The sequence below is a fragment of the Marinomonas aquimarina genome (genome assembly GCF_900089755.1).
Taxonomy (GTDB): Bacteria; Pseudomonadota; Gammaproteobacteria; order Pseudomonadales; family Marinomonadaceae; genus Marinomonas; species Marinomonas aquimarina.
Genome location: NZ_FLOC01000014.1, coordinates 1 through 19,203, shown reverse-complemented (window position 1 = coordinate 19,203; position 19,203 = coordinate 1). Strand labels below are relative to the sequence as shown.

The 19,203-nt window shown below is 47.7% G+C and carries 17 protein-coding genes and 17 tRNA genes; 31 read left to right on the top strand and 3 right to left on the bottom strand.

The annotated features are described in order from the left end of the window. Positions 1-97: 97 nt before the first annotated feature. The 3 genes from secA to mutT are packed head-to-tail and all read left to right on the top strand — an operon-like array spanning position 98 to position 4,419. Positions 98-2,788 carry a preprotein translocase subunit SecA gene (secA, locus tag MAQ5080_RS12060; protein ID WP_067210589.1) on the top strand — a complete coding sequence of 897 codons (2,691 nt, stop codon included), beginning with the start codon at positions 98-100 and terminating at the stop codon, positions 2,786-2,788. A gap of 27 nt (positions 2,789-2,815) precedes the next feature. Next, positions 2,816-4,036, top strand: a complete 1,221-nt coding sequence (gene argJ, locus MAQ5080_RS12055) for a bifunctional glutamate N-acetyltransferase/amino-acid acetyltransferase ArgJ (RefSeq protein ID WP_067210585.1) — start codon at positions 2,816-2,818, stop codon at positions 4,034-4,036. Further along, entirely contained in the window at positions 4,036-4,419 is a 384-nt protein-coding gene (mutT, locus tag MAQ5080_RS12050; RefSeq protein ID WP_067210582.1) for an 8-oxo-dGTP diphosphatase MutT, read from the top strand. Before argJ ends, mutT begins: the two co-directional genes overlap by 1 nt. A 48-nt stretch (positions 4,420-4,467) precedes the next feature. Here mutT and MAQ5080_RS17675 read toward each other — a convergent pair whose 3' ends face one another. Further along, positions 4,468-5,265 (bottom strand): response regulator transcription factor, encoded by a 798-nt coding sequence (locus MAQ5080_RS17675; RefSeq protein ID WP_067210578.1) that lies wholly within the window; start codon positions 5,263-5,265, stop codon positions 4,468-4,470. Between the two features lie 92 nt (positions 5,266-5,357). Here MAQ5080_RS17675 and MAQ5080_RS12040 point away from each other — a divergent pair, with 92 nt between their 5' ends. The 4 genes from MAQ5080_RS12040 to MAQ5080_RS12025 all read left to right on the top strand — a co-directional run bounded on the left by MAQ5080_RS12040 (position 5,358) and on the right by MAQ5080_RS12025 (position 8,208). Further along, positions 5,358-5,636, top strand: coding sequence for a peptidylprolyl isomerase (locus MAQ5080_RS12040; protein WP_067210574.1), 279 nt, complete (start codon positions 5,358-5,360; stop codon positions 5,634-5,636). 15 nt (positions 5,637-5,651) lie between these two features. Further along, positions 5,652-6,077: a protein tyrosine phosphatase family protein gene (locus MAQ5080_RS12035; RefSeq protein WP_067210570.1), complete on the top strand. Its 426-nt coding sequence runs from the start codon at positions 5,652-5,654 to the stop codon at positions 6,075-6,077. 132 nt (positions 6,078-6,209) lie between these two features. Continuing rightward, on the top strand, positions 6,210-6,821 hold the full coding sequence (locus tag MAQ5080_RS12030; RefSeq protein WP_067210831.1) for a helix-turn-helix domain-containing protein: 612 nt from the start codon (positions 6,210-6,212) through the stop codon (positions 6,819-6,821). A 37-nt stretch (positions 6,822-6,858) separates the two neighbouring features. Continuing rightward, positions 6,859-8,208 carry a class II 3-deoxy-7-phosphoheptulonate synthase gene (locus MAQ5080_RS12025; RefSeq protein WP_067210567.1) on the top strand — a complete coding sequence of 450 codons (1,350 nt, stop codon included), beginning with the start codon at positions 6,859-6,861 and terminating at the stop codon, positions 8,206-8,208. Positions 8,209-8,288: 80 nt separating this feature from the next. Here MAQ5080_RS12025 and MAQ5080_RS12020 read toward each other — a convergent pair whose 3' ends face one another. Next, on the bottom strand, positions 8,289-9,065 hold the full coding sequence (locus MAQ5080_RS12020; protein ID WP_067210564.1) for a GIY-YIG nuclease family protein: 777 nt from the start codon (positions 9,063-9,065) through the stop codon (positions 8,289-8,291). 98 nt (positions 9,066-9,163) lie between these two features. After that, positions 9,164-9,790, bottom strand: coding sequence for an O-methyltransferase (locus MAQ5080_RS12015; protein ID WP_067210561.1), 627 nt, complete (start codon positions 9,788-9,790; stop codon positions 9,164-9,166). 245 nt (positions 9,791-10,035) lie between these two features. Here MAQ5080_RS12015 and thrS point away from each other — a divergent pair, with 245 nt between their 5' ends. The 24 genes from thrS (at position 10,036) to MAQ5080_RS11900 (ending at position 19,172) form a co-directional block, all read left to right on the top strand. Beyond that, positions 10,036-11,952, top strand: coding sequence for a threonine--tRNA ligase (gene thrS / locus MAQ5080_RS12010; protein WP_067210558.1), 1,917 nt, complete (start codon positions 10,036-10,038; stop codon positions 11,950-11,952). A 29-nt stretch (positions 11,953-11,981) separates the two neighbouring features. Further along, a complete protein-coding gene (gene infC / locus MAQ5080_RS12005; protein WP_067210554.1) occupies positions 11,982-12,515 on the top strand; it encodes a translation initiation factor IF-3 in 534 nt (177 codons plus the stop codon). 68 nt (positions 12,516-12,583) lie between these two features. Next, positions 12,584-12,778 carry a 50S ribosomal protein L35 gene (gene rpmI, locus MAQ5080_RS17275; protein ID WP_067210550.1) on the top strand — a complete coding sequence of 65 codons (195 nt, stop codon included), beginning with the start codon at positions 12,584-12,586 and terminating at the stop codon, positions 12,776-12,778. A 40-nt stretch (positions 12,779-12,818) separates the two neighbouring features. Further along, complete coding sequence (gene rplT / locus MAQ5080_RS12000) at positions 12,819-13,175, top strand: 50S ribosomal protein L20 (RefSeq protein ID WP_067210547.1); 357 nt, start codon at positions 12,819-12,821, stop codon at positions 13,173-13,175. Positions 13,176-13,286: 111 nt separating this feature from the next. Further along, entirely contained in the window at positions 13,287-14,282 is a 996-nt protein-coding gene (pheS, locus tag MAQ5080_RS11995) for a phenylalanine--tRNA ligase subunit alpha (protein WP_067210543.1), read from the top strand. A gap of 15 nt (positions 14,283-14,297) precedes the next feature. Continuing rightward, the gene (pheT, locus tag MAQ5080_RS11990; RefSeq protein WP_067210540.1) at positions 14,298-16,682 is read left to right on the top strand and encodes a phenylalanine--tRNA ligase subunit beta; all 2,385 of its coding nucleotides are present in this window, start codon (positions 14,298-14,300) and stop codon (positions 16,680-16,682) included. 4 nt (positions 16,683-16,686) lie between these two features. Next, the gene (locus tag MAQ5080_RS11985; RefSeq protein WP_067210537.1) at positions 16,687-16,983 is read left to right on the top strand and encodes an integration host factor subunit alpha; all 297 of its coding nucleotides are present in this window, start codon (positions 16,687-16,689) and stop codon (positions 16,981-16,983) included. A gap of 384 nt (positions 16,984-17,367) precedes the next feature. Beyond that, a tRNA-Pro gene (locus tag MAQ5080_RS11980) sits at positions 17,368-17,444 on the top strand. A 13-nt stretch (positions 17,445-17,457) separates the two neighbouring features. Then, positions 17,458-17,533: transfer RNA gene (locus tag MAQ5080_RS11975), tRNA-Thr, on the top strand. A gap of 38 nt (positions 17,534-17,571) precedes the next feature. Then, positions 17,572-17,647 (top strand) — tRNA-Thr (locus tag MAQ5080_RS11970). A gap of 22 nt (positions 17,648-17,669) precedes the next feature. Then, positions 17,670-17,745, top strand: a tRNA-Thr gene (locus MAQ5080_RS11965). A 28-nt stretch (positions 17,746-17,773) separates the two neighbouring features. Further along, positions 17,774-17,849: transfer RNA gene (locus MAQ5080_RS11960), tRNA-Thr, on the top strand. A gap of 24 nt (positions 17,850-17,873) precedes the next feature. Next, positions 17,874-17,949: transfer RNA gene (locus tag MAQ5080_RS11955), tRNA-Thr, on the top strand. A 28-nt stretch (positions 17,950-17,977) separates the two neighbouring features. After that, positions 17,978-18,053, top strand: a tRNA-Thr gene (locus tag MAQ5080_RS11950). Between the two features lie 28 nt (positions 18,054-18,081). Beyond that, positions 18,082-18,157 (top strand) — tRNA-Thr (locus MAQ5080_RS11945). A 17-nt stretch (positions 18,158-18,174) separates the two neighbouring features. Beyond that, positions 18,175-18,250, top strand: a tRNA-Val gene (locus MAQ5080_RS11940). 35 nt (positions 18,251-18,285) lie between these two features. Then, positions 18,286-18,362: transfer RNA gene (locus MAQ5080_RS11935), tRNA-Asp, on the top strand. 29 nt (positions 18,363-18,391) lie between these two features. After that, positions 18,392-18,467: transfer RNA gene (locus MAQ5080_RS11930), tRNA-Val, on the top strand. 34 nt (positions 18,468-18,501) lie between these two features. After that, positions 18,502-18,578 (top strand) — tRNA-Asp (locus MAQ5080_RS11925). Positions 18,579-18,626: 48 nt separating this feature from the next. Further along, a tRNA-Val gene (locus MAQ5080_RS11920) sits at positions 18,627-18,702 on the top strand. Positions 18,703-18,736: 34 nt separating this feature from the next. Next, a tRNA-Asp gene (locus MAQ5080_RS11915) sits at positions 18,737-18,813 on the top strand. 48 nt (positions 18,814-18,861) lie between these two features. Further along, positions 18,862-18,937, top strand: a tRNA-Val gene (locus MAQ5080_RS11910). 34 nt (positions 18,938-18,971) lie between these two features. Next, positions 18,972-19,048, top strand: a tRNA-Asp gene (locus tag MAQ5080_RS11905). Positions 19,049-19,096: 48 nt separating this feature from the next. After that, a tRNA-Val gene (locus MAQ5080_RS11900) sits at positions 19,097-19,172 on the top strand. Positions 19,173-19,203: the final 31 nt, after the last annotated feature.

Below are 19,203 nucleotides of genomic sequence, written 5' to 3'. Positions count from 1 at the left end.
TCTGGCTTTTTTCGTTATAAGGGCTTGATAATTCATGTTTCATAGCTATTTACCATGTTAGACTCTAAATTATTCTAATTCTAAGTTGTGTTGAAAAATGTTTGGAACAGTCATTAAAAAAATTGTCGGTACTAAAAACGACCGAGAAGTAAAGCGTTACAAGAAAGTCGTCTCTCAAATCAACAAGTTAGAAGAGACCTTTAAGGGATTAACCGATGATGATTTGATGGCCAAGTCTAGTGAGTTTCGGGAGCGTCTGGCCAAGGGTGAGTCACTGGACTCTCTTTTGCCAGAAGCTTTTGCGACCGTTCGTGAAGCCAGTAGCCGTGTCATGGGCATGCGTCATTTTGACGTGCAAATGATTGGTGGCATGGTGTTGCACGATGGTCGTATTGCTGAGATGCGTACCGGTGAAGGTAAAACCCTAGTGGCGACATTGGCGGTGTACCTTAATGCCTTGGCGGGTAAAGGTGTGCATGTCGTTACCGTGAACGATTATCTTGCTCGTCGTGATGCGAACTGGATGCGTCCTCTTTATGAGTTCTTGGATATGAGTGTGGGTGTGGTCCACGCCGGTCAAGAGCGAGAAGAGAAGCGTGCGGCTTATCAGTCCGACATTACTTACGGTACCAACAATGAATTTGGTTTTGATTACCTGCGAGACAACATGGTGTTCCGTATGGAAGACCGTATGCAGCGTGAACTGGCGTTCGCGGTAGTCGACGAGGTGGACTCAATCCTGATCGATGAGGCGCGTACGCCTTTGATCATCTCTGGTGCGGTGGAAGATAGTTCAGAGCAATACCGTAAGATTAACCAGCTGGCGCCCCTTCTTATTAAACAAGAAGAAGAGGGTGAAGAAGTTGGTCACTATACCTTTGATGAAGCACAGCGTAATGTAGAGCTGACCGAAGATGGTCACCAATTTGTTGAAGCTTGGCTAGTCGAGCAAGATATGCTGGAAGAAGGTGATAGCCTTTATGCGGCGGCCAACTTGCAGTTGCTGCATCATGTCTATGCTTGTCTGCGTGCGCACGTCGTATTCCAGAAAAACATCGATTATGTTGTTCAAGGCGATCAAGTGGTGATTGTTGATGAGCATACCGGACGTACCATGCCTGGCCGTCGCTGGTCAGAAGGTATTCACCAAGCGGTGGAAGCCAAAGAGGGCGTTAAGATTCAGGCAGAAAGCCAAACGCTTGCCTCAACCACTTTCCAGAACTACTTCCGTTTGTACGACAAACTGTCGGGTATGACGGGTACAGCTGATACTGAAGCCTTCGAATTCCAACAAATCTACGCGCTTTCTGTCATTGTTATTCCTACGAATAAACCGGTGCAACGTAAAGACTTCAATGATTTGATCTTTATGACCACGGAAGAGAAGTTTGAGGCGATTGTCAAAGACATCGAAGAGAATGTTCAGGCGGGTCGACCAGTATTGGTGGGTACCGCATCGATTGAATACTCAGAACTGTTGTCTGGCTTCCTTGATAAGAAAGGTGTGAAGCACAATGTATTGAACGCCAAGCAACACGAGCGCGAGGCGGACATTGTCGCCGAAGCGGGTCGTCCTGGCGCGGTCACCATCGCCACCAACATGGCGGGTCGTGGTACCGATATCGTGTTGGGTGGTAACTTGCAGGTTGAGTTGTCACAGTTACCGGAAGAGGTGACGGAAGCACAAAAAGACGCGCTTAAAGCAGATTGGCAAGCACGTCATGAAGCAGTGCTAACAGCTGGTGGTTTGCACATCATTGGTACTGAGCGTCATGAATCACGTCGTATCGATAACCAGTTGCGTGGTCGTGCGGGTCGTCAAGGTGACGTCGGTTCGTCGCGTTTCTATCTGTCTCTTGAAGATAACCTAATGCGTATCTTTATGTCTGATCGTATCAAGAAGATGATGCAGGCGTTGGGTATGGAGAAAGGTGAAGCGATTGAGCATAAGATGGTGTCCAATGCCATTGAAAAAGCGCAGCGCAAGGTCGAGGGTCGCAACTTTGATATTCGTAAGCAATTGCTTGAATACGATGATGTTGCGAACGATCAGCGTCAGGTGATCTACCGTCAGCGCTACGACATGATGGCTTCTAATGATCTGTCGACAGCGATTCAGTCGATGCGTGAAGATGTTGTCTCTGGTTTAATCGATGAGTACATTCCACCACAGAGTATCTTTGATCAGTGGGATCTTGAAGGATTAGAGGAGCGCATCCGTAATGAATTTGGTCTAGAGTTACCGATTCAGGCTTGGGTTGCAGAAGATAAGAAACTGTACGAAGAGCCACTGCGTGAGAAAATCCTGCAGGCTTTCATTGATGACTACGAAGCAAAAGAAGCCATCGCCGGTGCAGAAGGTCTACGCAACTTCGAGAAGCAAGTGTTGCTGCAGGTGCTGGATACGCTTTGGAAAGAGCATTTGCAAACTATGGACATGCTGCGCCAAGGTATTCACTTACGTGGCTATGCCCAGAAAAACCCGAAACAGGAATACAAGCGTGAAGCGTTTGAACTGTTCCAAAACCTTCTGAATCAAATTAAATTTGAAGTGATTCAGGTAGTAACACGCGTGAAAGTGCAGTCTGCTGAAGAAGCAGAAAAGATTGAAGCGGCACGTCGTGAGCAAGAAGCTAAAACCACCATGACAACGAATGTTGCGGATGCTGATGCGAGCCAGTCAAATGGTGCTGCGCCAGCGGGTGATGTGCCACGAGTCGGCCGTAATGAGCCATGTCCTTGTGGTTCGGGTAAGAAATACAAGCAGTGTCACGGTAGTTTAGTTTAGTCATTTAGTTTAGAGCGAGAGGCCAATATGGCAGTAGGATTAGGTTCTTTTCCTGTAATTCCTTCAATTCCCGGCGTGCGTTTTGCCGCAATGGAGGCAGGTGTTAAAAAAGCAAACAAAAAAGACGTAGTTGTCTTTGAGTTGGCAGAAGGTTCTGCGGTAGCAGGTGTCTTCACGCAAAACCAGTTTTGCGCAGCGCCTGTTCGAGTTTGTCGAGAGCATCTTGCGAAAGCTAAACCGCGCTATCTCGTGATCAATACCGGTAATGCCAATGCGGGTACTGGCAAATCCGGTATGCAGAATGCTCTGCATACTTGTGAAACCCTTGCTAACTTAACTGGCGTTGCGCTAGAGCAAGTATTGCCATTTTCTACTGGTGTCATCGGTGAGCCGCTTCCTGTGGCGAAAATCACTAAGGTATTACCGGATGCGTTGGCTTCTTTGACCTCTGAAGGTTGGCAAAATGTTGGTCTTGGTATCATGACCACGGATACCCTGCCAAAAGGTGCTTACCGTCAAATTGAGCTGTCGGGTGAAACCATTACTATTGGTGGTATCTCGAAAGGCGCGGGCATGATTCGTCCAAATATGGCCACCATGCTGGGGTATGTCTTTACCGATGCGGCTGTGGATCAAATGGCGCTGCAATCTTTGCTAAAGCAAACCACAGATCAGAGCTTTAACCGTATTACCATCGATAGTGATACGTCGACCAACGATTCTTGTGTCGCCGTGGCAACGGGTCAGGCGGCAAACGCTGTGATCACAGACTTCAGCGAAGGCGATGGTGCGAAATTCGCGGCGGCGTTCCTTGAGGTGATGCAAGAGCTTGCTCATGCCATCGTGCGTGATGGCGAGGGTGCAACGAAATTTGTCACGGTGGAAGTGAAGGGCGCGAAAGTGCAGTCGGATGCCACCAAGACGGCTTTTGAAATTGCGCATTCGCCATTGGTGAAAACGGCGCTGTTTGCATCGGACCCTAACTGGGGACGTATTTTGGCGGTCGTGGGCCGTGCCGGTGTCGAAAATCTAAACGTTGATACGGTTTCATTGACGATTAATGGTTGTGAGATTGCTCGCGAGGGTGGTCGTTCACCTGAATACAATGAAGAAGCAGGTCAGGCAGCCATGAACCCTGAAGAGATTCATATTGTCGTGGATCTTGGTGCGGGCGATGCGTCGGATACTGTTTGGACCACAGATTTCTCGCACGAATACGTCACTATCAATGCTGAGTACCGCACCTAATGGTTATCAGTGTTGCGGCGGGTATTATTATGCGTGATGAACAAGTGTTCATTGCGCTGCGCTCACAAGATAAGCATCAAGGCGGATGCTGGGAGTTTCCTGGCGGTAAGGTCGAACAAGAGGAAGCGCCAAGTGCAGCTTTGGCTCGTGAGTTGGCAGAAGAGTGTGGGATTCAGGTACAAGAGTCCACGCCGTTTCAGCTGATTCGCCATGATTACTCAGATAAGTCGGTAGAACTTCACTTTTTTAAAGTGACAGATTTTGCTGGAGAGCCGCACGGTAAAGAAGGGCAGGAAGTGGCTTGGGTGCCGCTTTCTGAGTTAGCGCATTATACATTCCCTGAGGCCAATGTGCCGATTGTGGAAGCACTGCTTAAGCGCTAATTGTCAGCTTTGAGAGATTAAAAAAAACGGCCTTTATGGCCGTTTTTTTTAATCCAAAATATTGTGCAGCAGTACTCTTAATGTTTCGGGGTCAAATACCTTGTCGCAAATGGCGTCGACGCCTTCTTGAGTGATGTTGGCAAGCTGAGGCTGGTCGGCATTAGAGGCCACCATCAAAATAGGAATGTGCGAAAGATGCTCGGTCATGCGAATGGTGTGGCTAAATTCGATGCCATCCATTTCCGGCATATTGTAATCGGTGATGACTAGGTCGTAGCTTTCGTCATTCATCAGCGTTAGTGCGTCGGAGCCATTGGCGGCCAAGTCGATATTGAGAATGCCCATGCTTTCTAGGACGCGGCGTATGTGTTTCTGAGCTAAGCGGCTGTCGTCAACAATCAATACCTGCATCTCATGAGGGTCCATCAGCTCTAAGTCGATCTCTTGTTCCATGCTGAGGTCAAGGGTAGCATTGATTGCCCGTTGCAAATCTTTATGCGCAAAGGGTTTAGGGAGTATGGCGATGACGCCGGCTTGGCGTAATGTTTCCAGCATGTCGCGATTGCGCTCACTGGAGACCAGCATAAAGTGGATATGCTCAGTTTCAGGGTGTTTTTTAATCAGGGTGATCAGGGTCTCTGCCGTACCATCTGGCAAGTACATGGAAGAGATGACTAAGTCAGGCTCATTCTCTTTGATGGCGTATATGGCCGACTTAATGGAGTCGGCAAACGCTAAATGACGTACTCCGGTCTCTTCGAGTGCCTTTTGAATGATCTTTTGTTGCGTGGAAGACGGCTCTACTAGCAGAATCGACAGCTCTTCCGAAGATGGCATTAGCTCCATACTACCCTCTGTTGCTAAACAAGTTATACTAACCGAATGTATCACAGCTTTTTCTGTGTGTATTTACAATGTGTCAATAAAAGAGGTTTTAAATGGCGACAGCAAGTGCCTGCCATATCTTGGTGAAAACCAAGCAAGAGGCGGAACAGTTAAAGTCGAAACTGGATGATGGTGCTGACTTTCATCAGCTGGCGAAGAAGTTTTCCACATGCCCGTCAGGCAAGAAGGGTGGCGACCTAGGGGAGTTTCGTAAAGGTGATATGGTGGCACCCTTTGATAAGGCGGTATTTACTGGGCCTTTATTAAAGATTCAGGGGCCAATTAAAACCAAGTTTGGTTTTCATCTAATCAAAGTGCTATATCGTTCTTAATAAGGAAGTCGCAGTATGAATATTACTGAATTGTCATCACAATACTTTGTGTCGCCTCAGATTGAAGTGTCTGATCTGGTTTCTTTGAAAGCGCAAGGCTTTGACGTCATTGTCAATAATCGCCCTGATGGTGAAGCGGAAGATCAGCCTAGCAGTGCTGACATTCAGGCCGCCGCCGAGCAGGCAGGATTGCGTTATGTTTACAATCCGGTTGATTTGAAGACGCTGTCACAAAAAGAAGTGTTGGCTCAGGATGAATTGATTAAAGCAGATGAAAAGGTCTTTGCTTTCTGTCGTACGGGTACTCGTTCATCGGTATTGTGGGTGCTGGCCAATCAGAAAGATGAGATGTCCTTTGTTTCTTTGGTGGCAGAAGTGATGAAGAAAGGGTTCGATTTGGGGCGCTGTTTGCCTGCCATGGAGCGCTTGAAAAAAGCCTAATCTGATTTTTCTTTATGAAGCCCGCTGATAGCGGGCTTTTTTGTGGCAATTAGTAACAAGTTAGTCGATTATCATATAGGTCAACCGAGTTTATTTTAGTAAACTTGTGGAGCGTAAAGGAGAAAAATGCAGATGGTAAGTCGACCCTCGTTAGAAACTGCTACCGCTTCAGACCCCGATCATTTCGTCGAGCCCTTAGAGCTTGGTAAGCGTGTAAAAGAAATTCGCCTGACAAAAGGCTGGACCTTAGAAGAGGTGAGTAAGCGCACGGGTATCGCGCGCTCAACCCTGTCCAAGATAGAGAACGATCAAGTGTCGCCAAGTTTTGCCATTGTGCAAAAGTTGATTGCGGGTTTGGGTATGGATCTACCGCAGCTGTTTGTTGAAACGCAAGAGCATTCCATTGCTGGGCGTCGTGATATCACTCGCTCTGGGTATGGGGAGTCACACCCGACCGCAACTTATGAGCATGAATTATTAAGCTTCTCTATCAGTCGTAAGAAAATGGTGCCGTTTAAAACGATCGTGCGTGCGCGAAGCTTTTCTGAATTTAAAGAGTGGGTGCGGCATGATGGTGAAGAATTTCTCTTGGTTTTATCGGGCAGCGTGATATTTTATTCTGAGTTCTATGAACCGGTAGAGCTGAATGAGGGTGACAGTGTGTATTACGATGCGGCGATGGGTCACATCGTGGTGTCGCATTCTTCTGATGATGCACAAATCTTGTGGGTAGTTGCCCGCTAATATTCGTGGAAAAAGAACAAATTTTTAAAGGGGTGTTATGCCTAACTCATGGGACGTAGAGAGCTGGCGTCAAAAAACGGCTTTACAGCAACCAGAATACCCAGATGCCAAGGCACTGGCTGGAGTAGAACAAACATTGTCTAGTATGCCGCCATTGGTGTTTGCGGGTGAAGCGCGTCAATTGCGTGCCGACCTAGCAGAAGTGGCCAAAGGTAATGCGTTTTTACTACAGGGCGGTGATTGTGCTGAGAGCTTTGCTGAGTTTTCGGCGAATAACATTCGAGATACCTTTAAAGTCTTGCTGCAAATGGCGGTAGTCATGACCTACGCGGGCAAATGCCCAGTGGTAAAAGTGGGTCGTATGGCGGGACAGTTTGCCAAACCGCGTTCTTCAGGTAGCGAAACCGTGAATGGCATTGAATTGCCGAGCTACCGTGGCGATATCATCAATGGTATCGAATTCAATGAAGGGGCGCGTGTACCGGATCCTGAGCGCTTGGTGAAAGTGTACAACCAAAGTGCGGCAACCATGAACTTGCTACGTGCCTTTTCGCAGGGGGGCTTTGCCGACCTGCATCAGGTGCATCGCTGGAACTTAGATTTTATCAGTGCTAGTCCAGCAGGTGAGCGCTACCAAGCTATCGCAGATAAGATCGATGATGCGTTGCAGTTTATGGAGGCATGTGGTCTAGGTGCAGGCACGTCTCAATTCCGTGAAACCTCATTCTATACTTCCCATGAGGCGCTTTTGCTTCCTTATGAGCAAGCTCTAACGCGTCAAGATAGCTTGACGGGGAAATGGTACGACTGTTCTGCGCATATGTTGTGGATTGGTGATCGTACGCGTCAACTTGATGGGGCGCATGTGGAGTTCTTACGTGGTGTTCATAACCCGATTGGTGTGAAAGCTGGCCCAACAATGGACCCTGAAGACCTGCTGCGTCTGTGCGATACCTTGAACCCAAATAACGAAGAAGGGCGCTTGAATGTCATTGTTCGTATGGGCGCGGATAAGGTAGCTGACGGTATGCCAAACCTGATTCGTGCGATTGAGCGTGAAGGTAAGAAAGTGGTTTGGAGCAGCGATCCGATGCACGGTAATACAGTCAAAGCCAGTACCGGTTACAAGACTCGTAAAGTGGACGATGTGCTACGTGAAGTGCAGCAGTTCTTTGAGGTGCATAAAGCGGAAGGAACTTACCCAGGTGGCGTGCACTTTGAAATGACGGGTCAAAATGTGACTGAGTGTGTCGGCGGTGCATTCCAGGTAACCGAAGCGGATCTTGCTGATCGCTACCATACTCACTGTGACCCACGCTTAAATGCGGACCAGTCTTTAGAGTTGGCATTTATGATTGCTGAGACCTTAAAGAAAGCGCGCGCTTAAGCGTTTAAGGGGTCGTCATAAAAAAAAGCCCCTTGGCGATGTGCTCGCCAAGGGGCTTTTTAATGTGGGGCTAACTTGCCTTAGCCTTTACGGCGACGGAAGGCAGAGGTTGCTGATTTAGCGGTCATGTCCAGTTTGGCCATGATCATTGCCATCTCATCTGCTTGTTCAGCTTGCTGTTTGCGCAGTTCTTCAGTGCGCTCAGCTTTTGCTTGTTTCTCAGCTTCACGTAGCATTTTTTGGATATTGCTAGCGCTACGAGTAGTAGGCTTTTTCGCGCTGCTGGCGGTGTTGGTAGTGCTGGCGCTGCGCTTAATTGTAGAAGGCTTAGTTGGGTCTTCGAGTTCACCCGTTGCAGGGCTGTCTAAGCGATCTTCGCCAATCAGTTCACCAAAGAAAGAGGACGCCGTTGGTTTCGGTGCGTCTTTTTTCGGTAATTCTACTTTTGGCATTTCAGCGGCTTTTTTAGCCGTTGCTGCAGCCTTACGCGCAGTCGGCTTTTTCACGGGCTCGGCAGTAGAGTTGCCGTTCGTGTCAAACATGGCCTTTTTGCCAAGATCAAAAGATTTCGCTTTTGATGTTGTTTGACCGATTTTGTAGCCGCGCAGGCTTTCTGCGTTGTAAATAACGATGTAGTCTTGCTCTAGTTCGTAAAGCTCTTCTTTATCGCTTGTCTCGAACAGTTCTTCTACTGTGAATGCGTCAACGCCGTGCGTGCGAATCTCTTCATACAGTGGGTAGTCTAAATCTTCGTTCGATGCTTCGACGTATTGTTCAAAGCGCTGAAAACCACTGTTAAAAGAGGTGCCGACGTAGTGCTTTCCAGTGACATTATTTGTGATTTTAAAAACAACCAAAATCCCTGCCTCTTGAATTTCTTACAGTCAAATGCAAAGCATAGCCAACCTCGCCTATTTGGGAGGCGATGTCTGGCGCTTGCAAAAATTAATGAGTTTTAAAGTTTGAAAACGAGATTTAAGCCGTCTCGTACGTGGAGGTGGACATTCTCCACTCTCGGATCTTGAGCGATACGCTGATTCATTGCATCCACTGCTATATCGCTATTCTCTACGGGAGAGAGTACTCGTCCTTGCCAGATAGAGTTGTCGATTATGATGAGGCCGCCACTGCGGACCAGTGGTACTACCGCTTCATAATAATTGAGATAGTTGCGTTTATCGGCATCGATAAAAACAAAATCAAGCGGCCCTTCGAGTGTTTGGATGGTGTCCAAAGCGGGACCGAAAATGGGGGTGATCTTACTCCCGAACGGGCTTAGATCGAAAAATTTCTGCGCAAATTCAATCGCGCGGGGGTTGGTTTCACAGCAAATTAATTTGCCGTCTTCAGGCATGCCTTCTGCAATCGAAAGTGCAGAATAGCCTGTGAACATACCGATCTCTAAAGCATTCTTAGGCTGGTGGATCTTAGCTAGCAACTTTAACGTGCGACCAATCGTGCGCCCCGATAACTTGTTCGGGTAGCCCATGTCGGTGTAAGTCTTTTCGACTAACTCCAACAAAAGGTCTGGCTCTGCTTGAGTCGTCTCAACGCAGTAGTTGTCAATTGCTTCGTGATCCATAGGGCCTAAATATCTTGGAGGGGTTGTTGTGAAACGAGCGCCATTTTACCTGCTTGCTGGGGAATGTCTATGGCTGAAAAGCACAAAAAAAGGTTGATTTTTGTGATGGGTGATGCCTGTTTTGTGGCAACTGTGAATATCTGCATCTAAGGTCGCAAAATGCTCAAAGAAGTGTTAGGTTATAGCGCTTAAATTTCCATGTGCTCTTACGTATGGAGCACCACTGACTCCGATAGGGGAAACAAATGCCAGTAATTACTTTACCAGATGGAAGCCAGCGTTCGTTTGCTGAGCCCGTTACATTAATGCAAGTGGCTGAGGACATTGGTCCTGGTCTAGCGAAAGCTACCGTTGCAGGGAAGATCAACGGCCGTTTGGTCGATGCCTGCGAAGTTATCAGTGAAGATTCAGAAGTGAGCTTGGTAACGGGACGTGATGAGGAAGGTCTTGAGATCATTCGTCACTCATTTGCCCACCTGGTAGGTCACGCCGTAAAACAACTGTTCCCAACTGCCAAAATGGCAATTGGTCCAGTCATTAATGAAGGCTTTTATTACGATATTGCTTACGAGCGTCCTTTTACGCCAGAAGACATGGCGGCAATTGAAAAGCGCATCGGTGAGCTTATCAAGAAAGATTATGACGTTATCAAAAAGGTGACGCCAGTCGATCAGGCCCGTGCTCAATTCCTAGAGCGCGGTGAAGATTACAAAGTTCAGTTGATCGACGATATGGACGAGTCTGTTACAGAAGTAGGCTTGTACCACCATGAAGAATACATGGACATGTGTCGTGGTCCGCACGTACCGAACACGCGTGTGATGCGTCACTTTAAATTGATGAAATTGGCCGGTGCATACTGGCGTGGTGATTCAAGCAATGAACAGCTGCAGCGTATCTATGGTACGGCTTGGTCTGATAAGAAAGATCTAAAAGCTTACCTAACACGTATTGAAGAAGCTGAAAAGCGCGATCACCGCAAATTAGGCAAAAAGCTGGACTTGTTCCACGTTCAAGAAGAAGCACCTGGCATGGTGTTCTGGCATCCTAAAGGCTGGAAACTGTATCAAACAGTGGAACAGTACATGCGCCAGAAGCAGCTTGAAAACGGTTACCAAGAGGTGAAAACACCGCAAATCGTGGACCGTGTATTGTGGGAGAAGTCTGGTCACTGGGGTAAGTATCATGAAAACATGTTTACTACTCATTCAGAAAACCGCGACTACGCCGTAAAACCGATGAACTGTCCTTGTCACGTACAAGTGTACAACCAAGGTTTGAAGAGTTACCGTGATCTGCCATACCGTATGGCGGAGTTCGGCTCATGTCACCGTAATGAACCGTCTGGTGCCTTGCACGGTATCATGCGTGTGCGTAACTTCGTACAGGACGATGGCCATATTTTTGTGACTGAGGATCAGATTCAGTCAGAAGTATCGGCATTCATTGAATTGTTGCACGAAGTGTATGCGGATTTTGGCTTCGATCAAATTATTTACCGCCTATCGACTCGTCCAGAGCAGCGTGTAGGTGCGGATGAAGTTTGGGATAAAGCGGAAAAAGCATTGTCTGATGCATTGGATAATGCTCAGCTGGATTGGGAAGAACTTCCTGGTGAAGGTGCTTTCTACGGTCCTAAAGTAGAGTTTTCTTTGAAAGATGCCATTGGCCGTGTATGGCAATGTGGTACTATTCAAGTAGACTTCTCTATGCCAACACGCTTAGGTGCACAATACGTGTCAGAAGACGGTTCGCGTCAGACACCTGTTATGTTGCACCGTGCGATCGTTGGTTCCCTTGAGCGATTCCTAGGTATTTTGATCGAAGAGACGGAAGGTGCGTTCCCTGTTTGGTTAGCGCCAGAGCAGGTTGTCGTGATGAATATCACGGATCGCCAAGCCGAATACTGTGCGAATTTGGAGAAATCTCTAAATTCTAAGGGCTTCCGTGCAAAACTTGACTTGAGAAACGAGAAGATCGGGTTTAAAATTCGCGAGCATACTTTGCAACGAGTTCCATATTTGGTCGTTGTCGGTGATAAAGAAGTTGAAAACCAGCAAGTTGCTGTGCGTACTCGTACCGGTGACGATCTTGGTGTGATGAGTATTCAAGAATTTGAGGAATTGCTTCAAAACGATATCTCACGCCGTAGTCGTAAATAACAAATGGAGATAGAGCTATAAAAGGTAATATGAATCGTGGACGTGCTGCAGCTAAGCAACGTCCTCAAATCAACGAAAACATTCGAGCTACCGAAGTGCGCCTTATCGGTGCTGATGGTGATCAAATTGGTGTTGTTTCGATTGAAGAAGCACTAGCAGCAGCCCGCGAGGCTTCTCTAGATCTAGTGCAGATTGCTGATTCAGATCCGATTGTTTGCAAAATCATGGACTACGGTAAGCATATCTTCGAACAGAAGAAAGCTAAGGCTGCTCAGAAGAAGAATGCGAAGCAAATCCAAGTAAAAGAAATGAAATTCCGTCCAGGGACGGAGGAAGGGGATTATCAGGTAAAACTCCGCAACCTGATACGTTTCCTTGAAGGAGGGGATAAGGCCAAGGTTTCGTTACGTTACCGCGGTCGTGAAATGGCCCATCAGGAGCTAGGCATGCAACTTATGCACCGAGTCGCTAACGACTTGGAAGAGTATGGTGTTGTAGAGCAAGCTGCGAAAATGGAAGGTCGTCAATTGACTATGGTGCTGGCCCCTAAAAAGAAGAAGTAATAAAAGTCTCTAAGTGATTAGATCTTGTTATTACATTTAACATTAACGAATGCGAGAGTGGTTTTACCATGCCAAAAATTAAATCTAACAGTAGTGCTCTAAAGCGCTTCAAACGTACCGCTAACGGTTTTAAGCATAAGCAGTCTTTCACTAGTCACATCCTGACTAAAAAGTCTACTAAGCGTAAGCGTCAACTTCGTTCAATGCAGCAGATCAAATCTTGCGATAAGCCATTGATCGTTCGCATGCTTCCATACGCTTAATCGATATTTTCAGTCAACAACTAGTTAAAGGGTTTATATTATGCCTCGCGTAAAACGTGGTGTTCAGGCTCGTCGCCGTCACAAAAAGATTTTAAAGCAAGCTAAAGGTTACTACGGTGCTCGTAGCCGTGTATTTCGTGTAGCGAAACAAGCGGTTATCAAAGCAGGTCAATACGCTTACCGTGACCGTCGTCAGCGCAAACGTCAATTCCGTGCTCTATGGATTGCTCGTATCAACGCGGCGTCTCGTGTTAACGGTCTATCTTACAGCCGCTTCATTGCTGGTCTGAAGAAAGCTTCTATTGAAATCGACCGTAAAGTATTGGCTGACTTGGCAGTTTACGAAAAAGAAGTTTTTGCTGCGATCGTTGAAAAAGCGAAAGCAAGCTTGGCTTAATTGAGACGTAGTGCCTAGAGTGAGTCCGCACGTAATGTGTCCTTCACTCAAGCAGTCTTTGATAGGGGAAGAGCCAACGCTCTTCCCCTATTTTATTTTTTGGAGTGTGAAATGGAGAACCTAAACCAGATTCTTGCTGACGCCTTAGCTGCGGTAGCTGCATCTGAAAACGAGGCCGGTCTTGATGAGGTGCGCGTTCAGTACCTTGGTAAGAAAGGTGCTCTAACGTCGCTTCTTAAGCAACTTGGTAACGTTGCGCCAGAGGATCGTCCTAAATTCGGTCAGTTGGTAAACGAAGCAAAAGAGCAAGTGCAAGCAAAAATGACTGAGCGTAAGACTGCTTTGGCAGCGGCGGCATTGAATGCAAAACTTGCCAACGAAACCATCGATATTTCTTTGTCTGGTAAAGGCCAAGAAATCGGCGGCTTACACCCAGTTACTCGTACTATGGAACGAATTGAAACCTTCTTCCGTGGTATCGGTTTTGACGTAGCATCGGGCCCTGAAATCGAAGACGATTACCATAACTTCGAAGCGCTTAACATTCCTGCGCACCACCCGGCTCGAGCTATGCAAGACACCTTCTACTTTAATCCGAATACGGTGCTTCGTACGCACACTTCTCCAGTGCAAGTGCGTACCATGGAAAATAATCAGCCGCCGATTCGTATTATCTGTCCGGGCCGTGTTTACCGCAGTGACTCGGACCAAACCCACACACCTATGTTCCACCAAGTGGAAGGTCTGTTGATCGACGAAAATATTTCTTTCGCGGATCTGAAGGGTATTTTGCAACAGTTCCTAAACGTCTTCTTTGAGGATGATCTTAAAGTACGTTTCCGTCCTAGTTACTTCCCATTCACTGAACCGTCAATCGAAGTGGATATTATGCGTACTAACAGCAAAGGCGAAGAGTCTTGGTTGGAAGTATTGGGTTGTGGCATGGTGCATCCGAAAGTGTTGGAAATGTCTGGTATTGATCCAGAGAAATACACTGGTTTTGCCTTTGGTATGGGTGTCGAGCGTTTCGCGATGTTGCGTTACAAAGTAGACGACCTACGTATGTTCTTCGAAAACGATCTTCGTTTCCTAACGCAATTCAAGTAAGGACCAAGGCTAACTATGAAATTCAGTGAAAATTGGCTAAGAGAGTGGGTCAATCCAGAGGTCACAAGCGATGAGCTAGTGGCTCAAGTGACATTGGCTGGTCTAGAAGTGGATGAAGTGGAAGCGGCGGCAGGTGAGTTTACTGGCGTTGTTGTCGGTGAAATCCTAGCAGCAGAACCGCACCCAAACGCTGACAAACTGCAAGTATGTACTGTTTCTGATGGTGCTGAGCAGTTCCAAGTGGTTTGTGGTGCGCCAAACGCTCGTCCAGGCATTAAAATTCCATTTGCTAAAATTGGCGCTGTATTAGGCGGCGATTTTAAAATCAAAAAAGCGAAGCTACGCCAAGTAGAGTCGTTCGGTATGTTGTGTTCAGCGTCTGAGCTAGAAATCAGCGATGAAAACGATGGCATCCTAGAGCTTGCGGCAGATGCGCCAGTGGGTGCAGATATCCGTGAATACCTAAACCTAAACGACAGCATCATTGATGTGGATCTAACGCCAAACCGTGCTGACTGTCTAAGCATTGCTGGCCTTGCTCGCGAAGTGGGTGTGATCAATAAAGTGGATGTGACGCCTGTCGCCATTGAAGCGCAAGCGGTTAGTATCGACGACTCATTCCCGATTCGTGTTGAGGCGACAGAAGGCTGTCCACGCTACCTTGGTCGTGTGATCAAAGGTGTGAACGTGAAAGCAGAGTCACCACTATGGATGGTTGAAAAACTACGTCGTAGCGGTATTCGTTCGATTGATCCAATTGTCGACATCACTAACTATGTGATGATCGAGCTGGGTCAGCCAATGCACTCCTTTGACCTAAACAACCTGTCTGGCTCTATCGTGGTTCGTATGGCGGAAGAGGGCGAGAAGCTATTGTTGCTTGACGGTCAAGAGATTGCCCTGCGTTCAGATACCATGGTGATTGCGGATGAGCAAAAAGCGCTAGCGATGGCCGGTGTGATGGGTGGTGAGCACTCTGGTGTGAACGCTGAAACACAAACGATCTTCCTAGAAAGTGCTTTCTTTGCACCACTTGCATTAGCGGGTAAGGCGCGCTCTTACGGCTTGCATACGGATTCATCACACCGTTTCGAACGTGGTGTGGACGCAACGCTTGCTGCGAAAGCAATGGAGCGTGCGACGCAATTGATCCTTGAGATTGCTGGTGGCGAAGTTGGTCCAGTCAACGAAGCGGTCACGCAGGCGAACCTGCCAAAAGCGAGTCACGTGACGCTGCGTCGCCAGAAGCTGGATCAATACCTAGCAACATCGCTAGACAAAGACCTAGTAACAGACATCTTGTCCCGTCTTGGCCTAGAAATGGTTGAAGTGACTGATGAAAAATGGGTAACTGTTGCGCCGTCACATCGTTTTGATATCGAGATCGAAGCAGACTTGATCGAAGAAGTGGCACGTATCTACGGTTACGACAACCTACCTTCTTCTATGCCGACGGCGGCAGTGAACTTTACATCTGCGTCAGAAAGCAAAGCGCCGATTCAGTCACTGCGTGCAACACTAGTGTCTCAGGGTTACCAGGAAGCCGTGACTTACAGCTTTATTGATCCGGTGATGAGCAAGCAGTTCTTCCCTGCGATTGATCCAGTGCCACTAGAAAACCCGATTTCTGGTGACATGGGTGTGATGCGTCCAAGTTTGCTGCCTGGTCTTGTAAAGGTGTACCTACACAACCAAAACCGTCAGCAATCACGCGTACGTATCTTCGAAACCGGTAGCCGCTTTGTCGGTGATGTAAACAAGCTAGATGAGCTGGATCAAAAGCATCAAGTAGCAGGTCTAATTGCTGGTTCGCGTTACCCTGAAGGTTGGTACCACAACAATGAAAAAGTGGACTTCTACGACCTGAAAGCACATGTGGAAGCACTGTTTGATTTGAACCAAGGTGCTCAGCCTGAATTCGAGCGTGCGGACGAAACCTACTTGCACCCTGGCCGTTCAGCCTACGTGCTAGTGAACGGTGAGCGTGTTGGTGTGATTGGTGAGCTGCACCCACAACTAGCAAAACAACTTGGTACCAACCAAGCGGTTTACGTGTTTGAAATCGATTTGAACACAGTGCTAGGTGCGAAGCTGCCTGAATACCAGCGTGTTTCTAAGTTCCCAGAAGTGCGTCGTGACTTGGCATTGCTAGTGGATCGTGCAACGCCGGTAAATGAACTTGAGAAAGTCATCACAGCGAATGCGGGTGAAGCTTTCCAAAAAGTCGCTGTTTTCGACGTTTATCAGGGCCAAGGCATTGATGAATCTAAAAAAAGTGTCGCATTGGGCTTGACGTGGCAGCATCCTTCACACACTCTTAGTGATGAAGAAGTAAACAGCGCTGTGGAAGCAGTGACTGGTGCACTTGCTGAGAAACTCGGAGCAGTTATTCGGGGGTAATGATATGGCGTCCTTGACGAAAGCAGATATAGCGGAAAACTTAGTTGATTCTCTTGGTCTAAGCAAAAAAGATGCGAAAGACCTTGTTGAGAGTTTTTTTGACACGGTCAGAGAAACGCTTGTAGAAAGAGAGCAGGTGAAGTTATCAGGGTTTGGTAACTTTGAAGTGCGCGAAAAAAGCCAGCGTCCTGGGCGTAACCCGAAGACTGGGGAAGAAATCCCCATTACGGCGCGAACCGTTGTAACCTTTAAGCCAGGGCAGAAGCTTAAGTCCAAAGTTGAGAGTTACATGGAAGAATAAGCGCTGATAGTGCTCACTAAAAACCGCCAGAGGCCTCCCTTCGGCGGTTTTTTTATACCTGCTAAAGCCGTGTAGGATCAGGCCATGATCCGTTGCCAAGGTAAAAATATTACCGAGTAGGGCAACACAAACTTAAGGCTTTTTCGCCGTATGTTTATTTGGCTGGTTACGGTGTGAGAAATTGAAGGCGCTTCTGAAAGCCTTGTGATCACTAGGATTGCCGTCGATTGATCAATTTTTGTATATATATAAAGTAGTTAGCGATACAAAGGTGGGGAGAGATTATTTTGATTTAATGTAAAAAAATCAAAAAAAAGCCTTCCCTTTTCGATTCGTTATAGTAATATACGCACCCGCTGACAGGGGCAGCGCTCTAGTTAGTAACGGGGCGTAGCGCAGCCTGGTAGCGCACTAGCATGGGGTGCTAGTGGTCGCAGGTTCAAATCCTGCCGTCCCGACCAGACAATTTGATTTGCCGCTATAGCTCAGTTGGTAGAGCACCTGACTTGTAATCAGGGGGTCCCGAGTTCGACTCTTGGTGGCGGCACCATATAAAGTTTGGTTGATACAATTTGTAAAAGCGTTTAAGCCGCTATAGCTCAGTTGGTAGAGCACCTGACTTGTAATCAGGGGGTCCCGAGTTCGACTCTTGGTGGCGGCACCACTTAAACACTTTGGCAAGATTTGCCGCTATAGCTCAGTTGGTAGAGCACCTGACTTGTAATCAGGGGGTCCCGAGTTCGACTCTTGGTGGCGGCACCATTTAAAATTTGTTAGTAAAAGCGTTTATGCCGCTATAGCTCAGTTGGTAGAGCACCTGACTTGTAATCAGGGGGTCCCGAGTTCGACTCTTGGTGGCGGCACCATCAAATTGATGTGAAAACGGTTTTGCCGCTATAGCTCAGTTGGTAGAGCACCTGACTTGTAATCAGGGGGTCCCGAGTTCGACTCTTGGTGGCGGCACCACATCAAATTGATAGTCAAAACGGTTTATGCCGCTATAGCTCAGTTGGTAGAGCACCTGACTTGTAATCAGGGGGTCCCGAGTTCGACTCTTGGTGGCGGCACCACCTAAATTGACAGCTTAAACGTATTTATGCCGCTATAGCTCAGTTGGTAGAGCACCTGACTTGTAATCAGGGGGTCCCGAGTTCGACTCTTGGTGGCGGCACCATTACTGCAAATGATAATGGGTGTGTAGCTCAGTTGGGAGAGCGTCGCCCTTACAAGGCGAATGTCGGGAGTTCGAACCTCTCCACACCCACCACTTATAGGAGAGTGGCTAAACACCTACGACAATATGGAGCGGTAGTTCAGTTGGTTAGAATACCTGCCTGTCACGCAGGGGGTCGCGGGTTCGAGTCCCGTCCGTTCCGCCACTTACTTTGATAAGTGACCATCGCAAGATGGGTGTGTAGCTCAGTTGGGAGAGCGTCGCCCTTACAAGGCGAATGTCGGGAGTTCGAACCTCTCCACACCCACCACTTATAGAGCAGTGGCTAAACAATCTATGACAACGGAGTGGTAGTTCAGTTGGTTAGAATACCTGCCTGTCACGCAGGGGGTCGCGGGTTCGAGTCCCGTCCATTCCGCCACTTACTTTTAATGAGAAGTAAGTCGGTCAGCAGTACCATCATTATGATGGGTGTGTAGCTCAGTTGGGAGAGCGTCGCCCTTACAAGGCGAATGTCGGGAGTTCGAACCTCTCCACACCCACCACTTATAGAACAGTGGCTAAACAATCTATGACAACGGAGTGGTAGTTCAGTTGGTTAGAATACCTGCCTGTCACGCAGGGGGTCGCGGGTTCGAGTCCCGTCCATTCCGCCACTTACTTTTAATGAGAAGTAAGTCGGTCAGCAGTACCATCATTATGATGGGTGTGTAGCTCAGTTGGGAGAGCGTCGCCCTTACAAGGCGAATGTCGGGAGTTCGAACCTCTCCACACCCACCACTTATAGAACAGTGGCTAAACAATCTATGACAACGGAGTGGTAGTTCAGTTGGTTAGAATACCTGCCTGTCACGCAGGGGGTCGCGGGTTCGAGTCCCGTCCATTCCGCCACTTACTTTTAATGAGAAGTAAGTCGGTCAGCAGTACCATCATTATGATGGGTGTGTAGCTCAGTTGGGAGAGCGTCGCCCTTACAAGGCGAATGTCGGGAGTTCGAACCTCTCCACACCCACCACTTATAGAACAGTGGCTAAACAATCTATGAC

Excerpts from the sequence above, each read along its gene's own strand:
- rplT (WP_067210547.1), top strand. The coding sequence starts at position 12,819 with ATGCCTCGCGTAAAACGTGGTGTTCAGGCTCGTCGCCGTCACAAAAAG.
- secA (WP_067210589.1), top strand. The coding sequence starts at position 98 with ATGTTTGGAACAGTCATTAAAAAAATTGTCGGTACTAAAAACGACCGA.
- MAQ5080_RS17675 (WP_067210578.1), bottom strand. The coding sequence starts at position 5,265 with ATGGAGCTAATGCCATCTTCGGAAGAGCTGTCGATTCTGCTAGTAGAG.
- thrS (WP_067210558.1), top strand. The coding sequence starts at position 10,036 with ATGCCAGTAATTACTTTACCAGATGGAAGCCAGCGTTCGTTTGCTGAG.
- rpmI (WP_067210550.1), top strand. The coding sequence starts at position 12,584 with ATGCCAAAAATTAAATCTAACAGTAGTGCTCTAAAGCGCTTCAAACGT.
- MAQ5080_RS11985 (WP_067210537.1), top strand. The coding sequence starts at position 16,687 with ATGGCGTCCTTGACGAAAGCAGATATAGCGGAAAACTTAGTTGATTCT.
- MAQ5080_RS12030 (WP_067210831.1), top strand. The coding sequence starts at position 6,210 with ATGGTAAGTCGACCCTCGTTAGAAACTGCTACCGCTTCAGACCCCGAT.
- MAQ5080_RS12035 (WP_067210570.1), top strand. The coding sequence starts at position 5,652 with ATGAATATTACTGAATTGTCATCACAATACTTTGTGTCGCCTCAGATT.
- pheS (WP_067210543.1), top strand. The coding sequence starts at position 13,287 with ATGGAGAACCTAAACCAGATTCTTGCTGACGCCTTAGCTGCGGTAGCT.
- MAQ5080_RS12015 (WP_067210561.1), bottom strand. The coding sequence starts at position 9,790 with ATGGATCACGAAGCAATTGACAACTACTGCGTTGAGACGACTCAAGCA.
- argJ (WP_067210585.1), top strand. The coding sequence starts at position 2,816 with ATGGCAGTAGGATTAGGTTCTTTTCCTGTAATTCCTTCAATTCCCGGC.
- MAQ5080_RS12025 (WP_067210567.1), top strand. The coding sequence starts at position 6,859 with ATGCCTAACTCATGGGACGTAGAGAGCTGGCGTCAAAAAACGGCTTTA.
- mutT (WP_067210582.1), top strand. The coding sequence starts at position 4,036 with ATGGTTATCAGTGTTGCGGCGGGTATTATTATGCGTGATGAACAAGTG.
- pheT (WP_067210540.1), top strand. The coding sequence starts at position 14,298 with ATGAAATTCAGTGAAAATTGGCTAAGAGAGTGGGTCAATCCAGAGGTC.
- infC (WP_067210554.1), top strand. The coding sequence starts at position 11,982 with ATGAATCGTGGACGTGCTGCAGCTAAGCAACGTCCTCAAATCAACGAA.
- MAQ5080_RS12040 (WP_067210574.1), top strand. The coding sequence starts at position 5,358 with ATGGCGACAGCAAGTGCCTGCCATATCTTGGTGAAAACCAAGCAAGAG.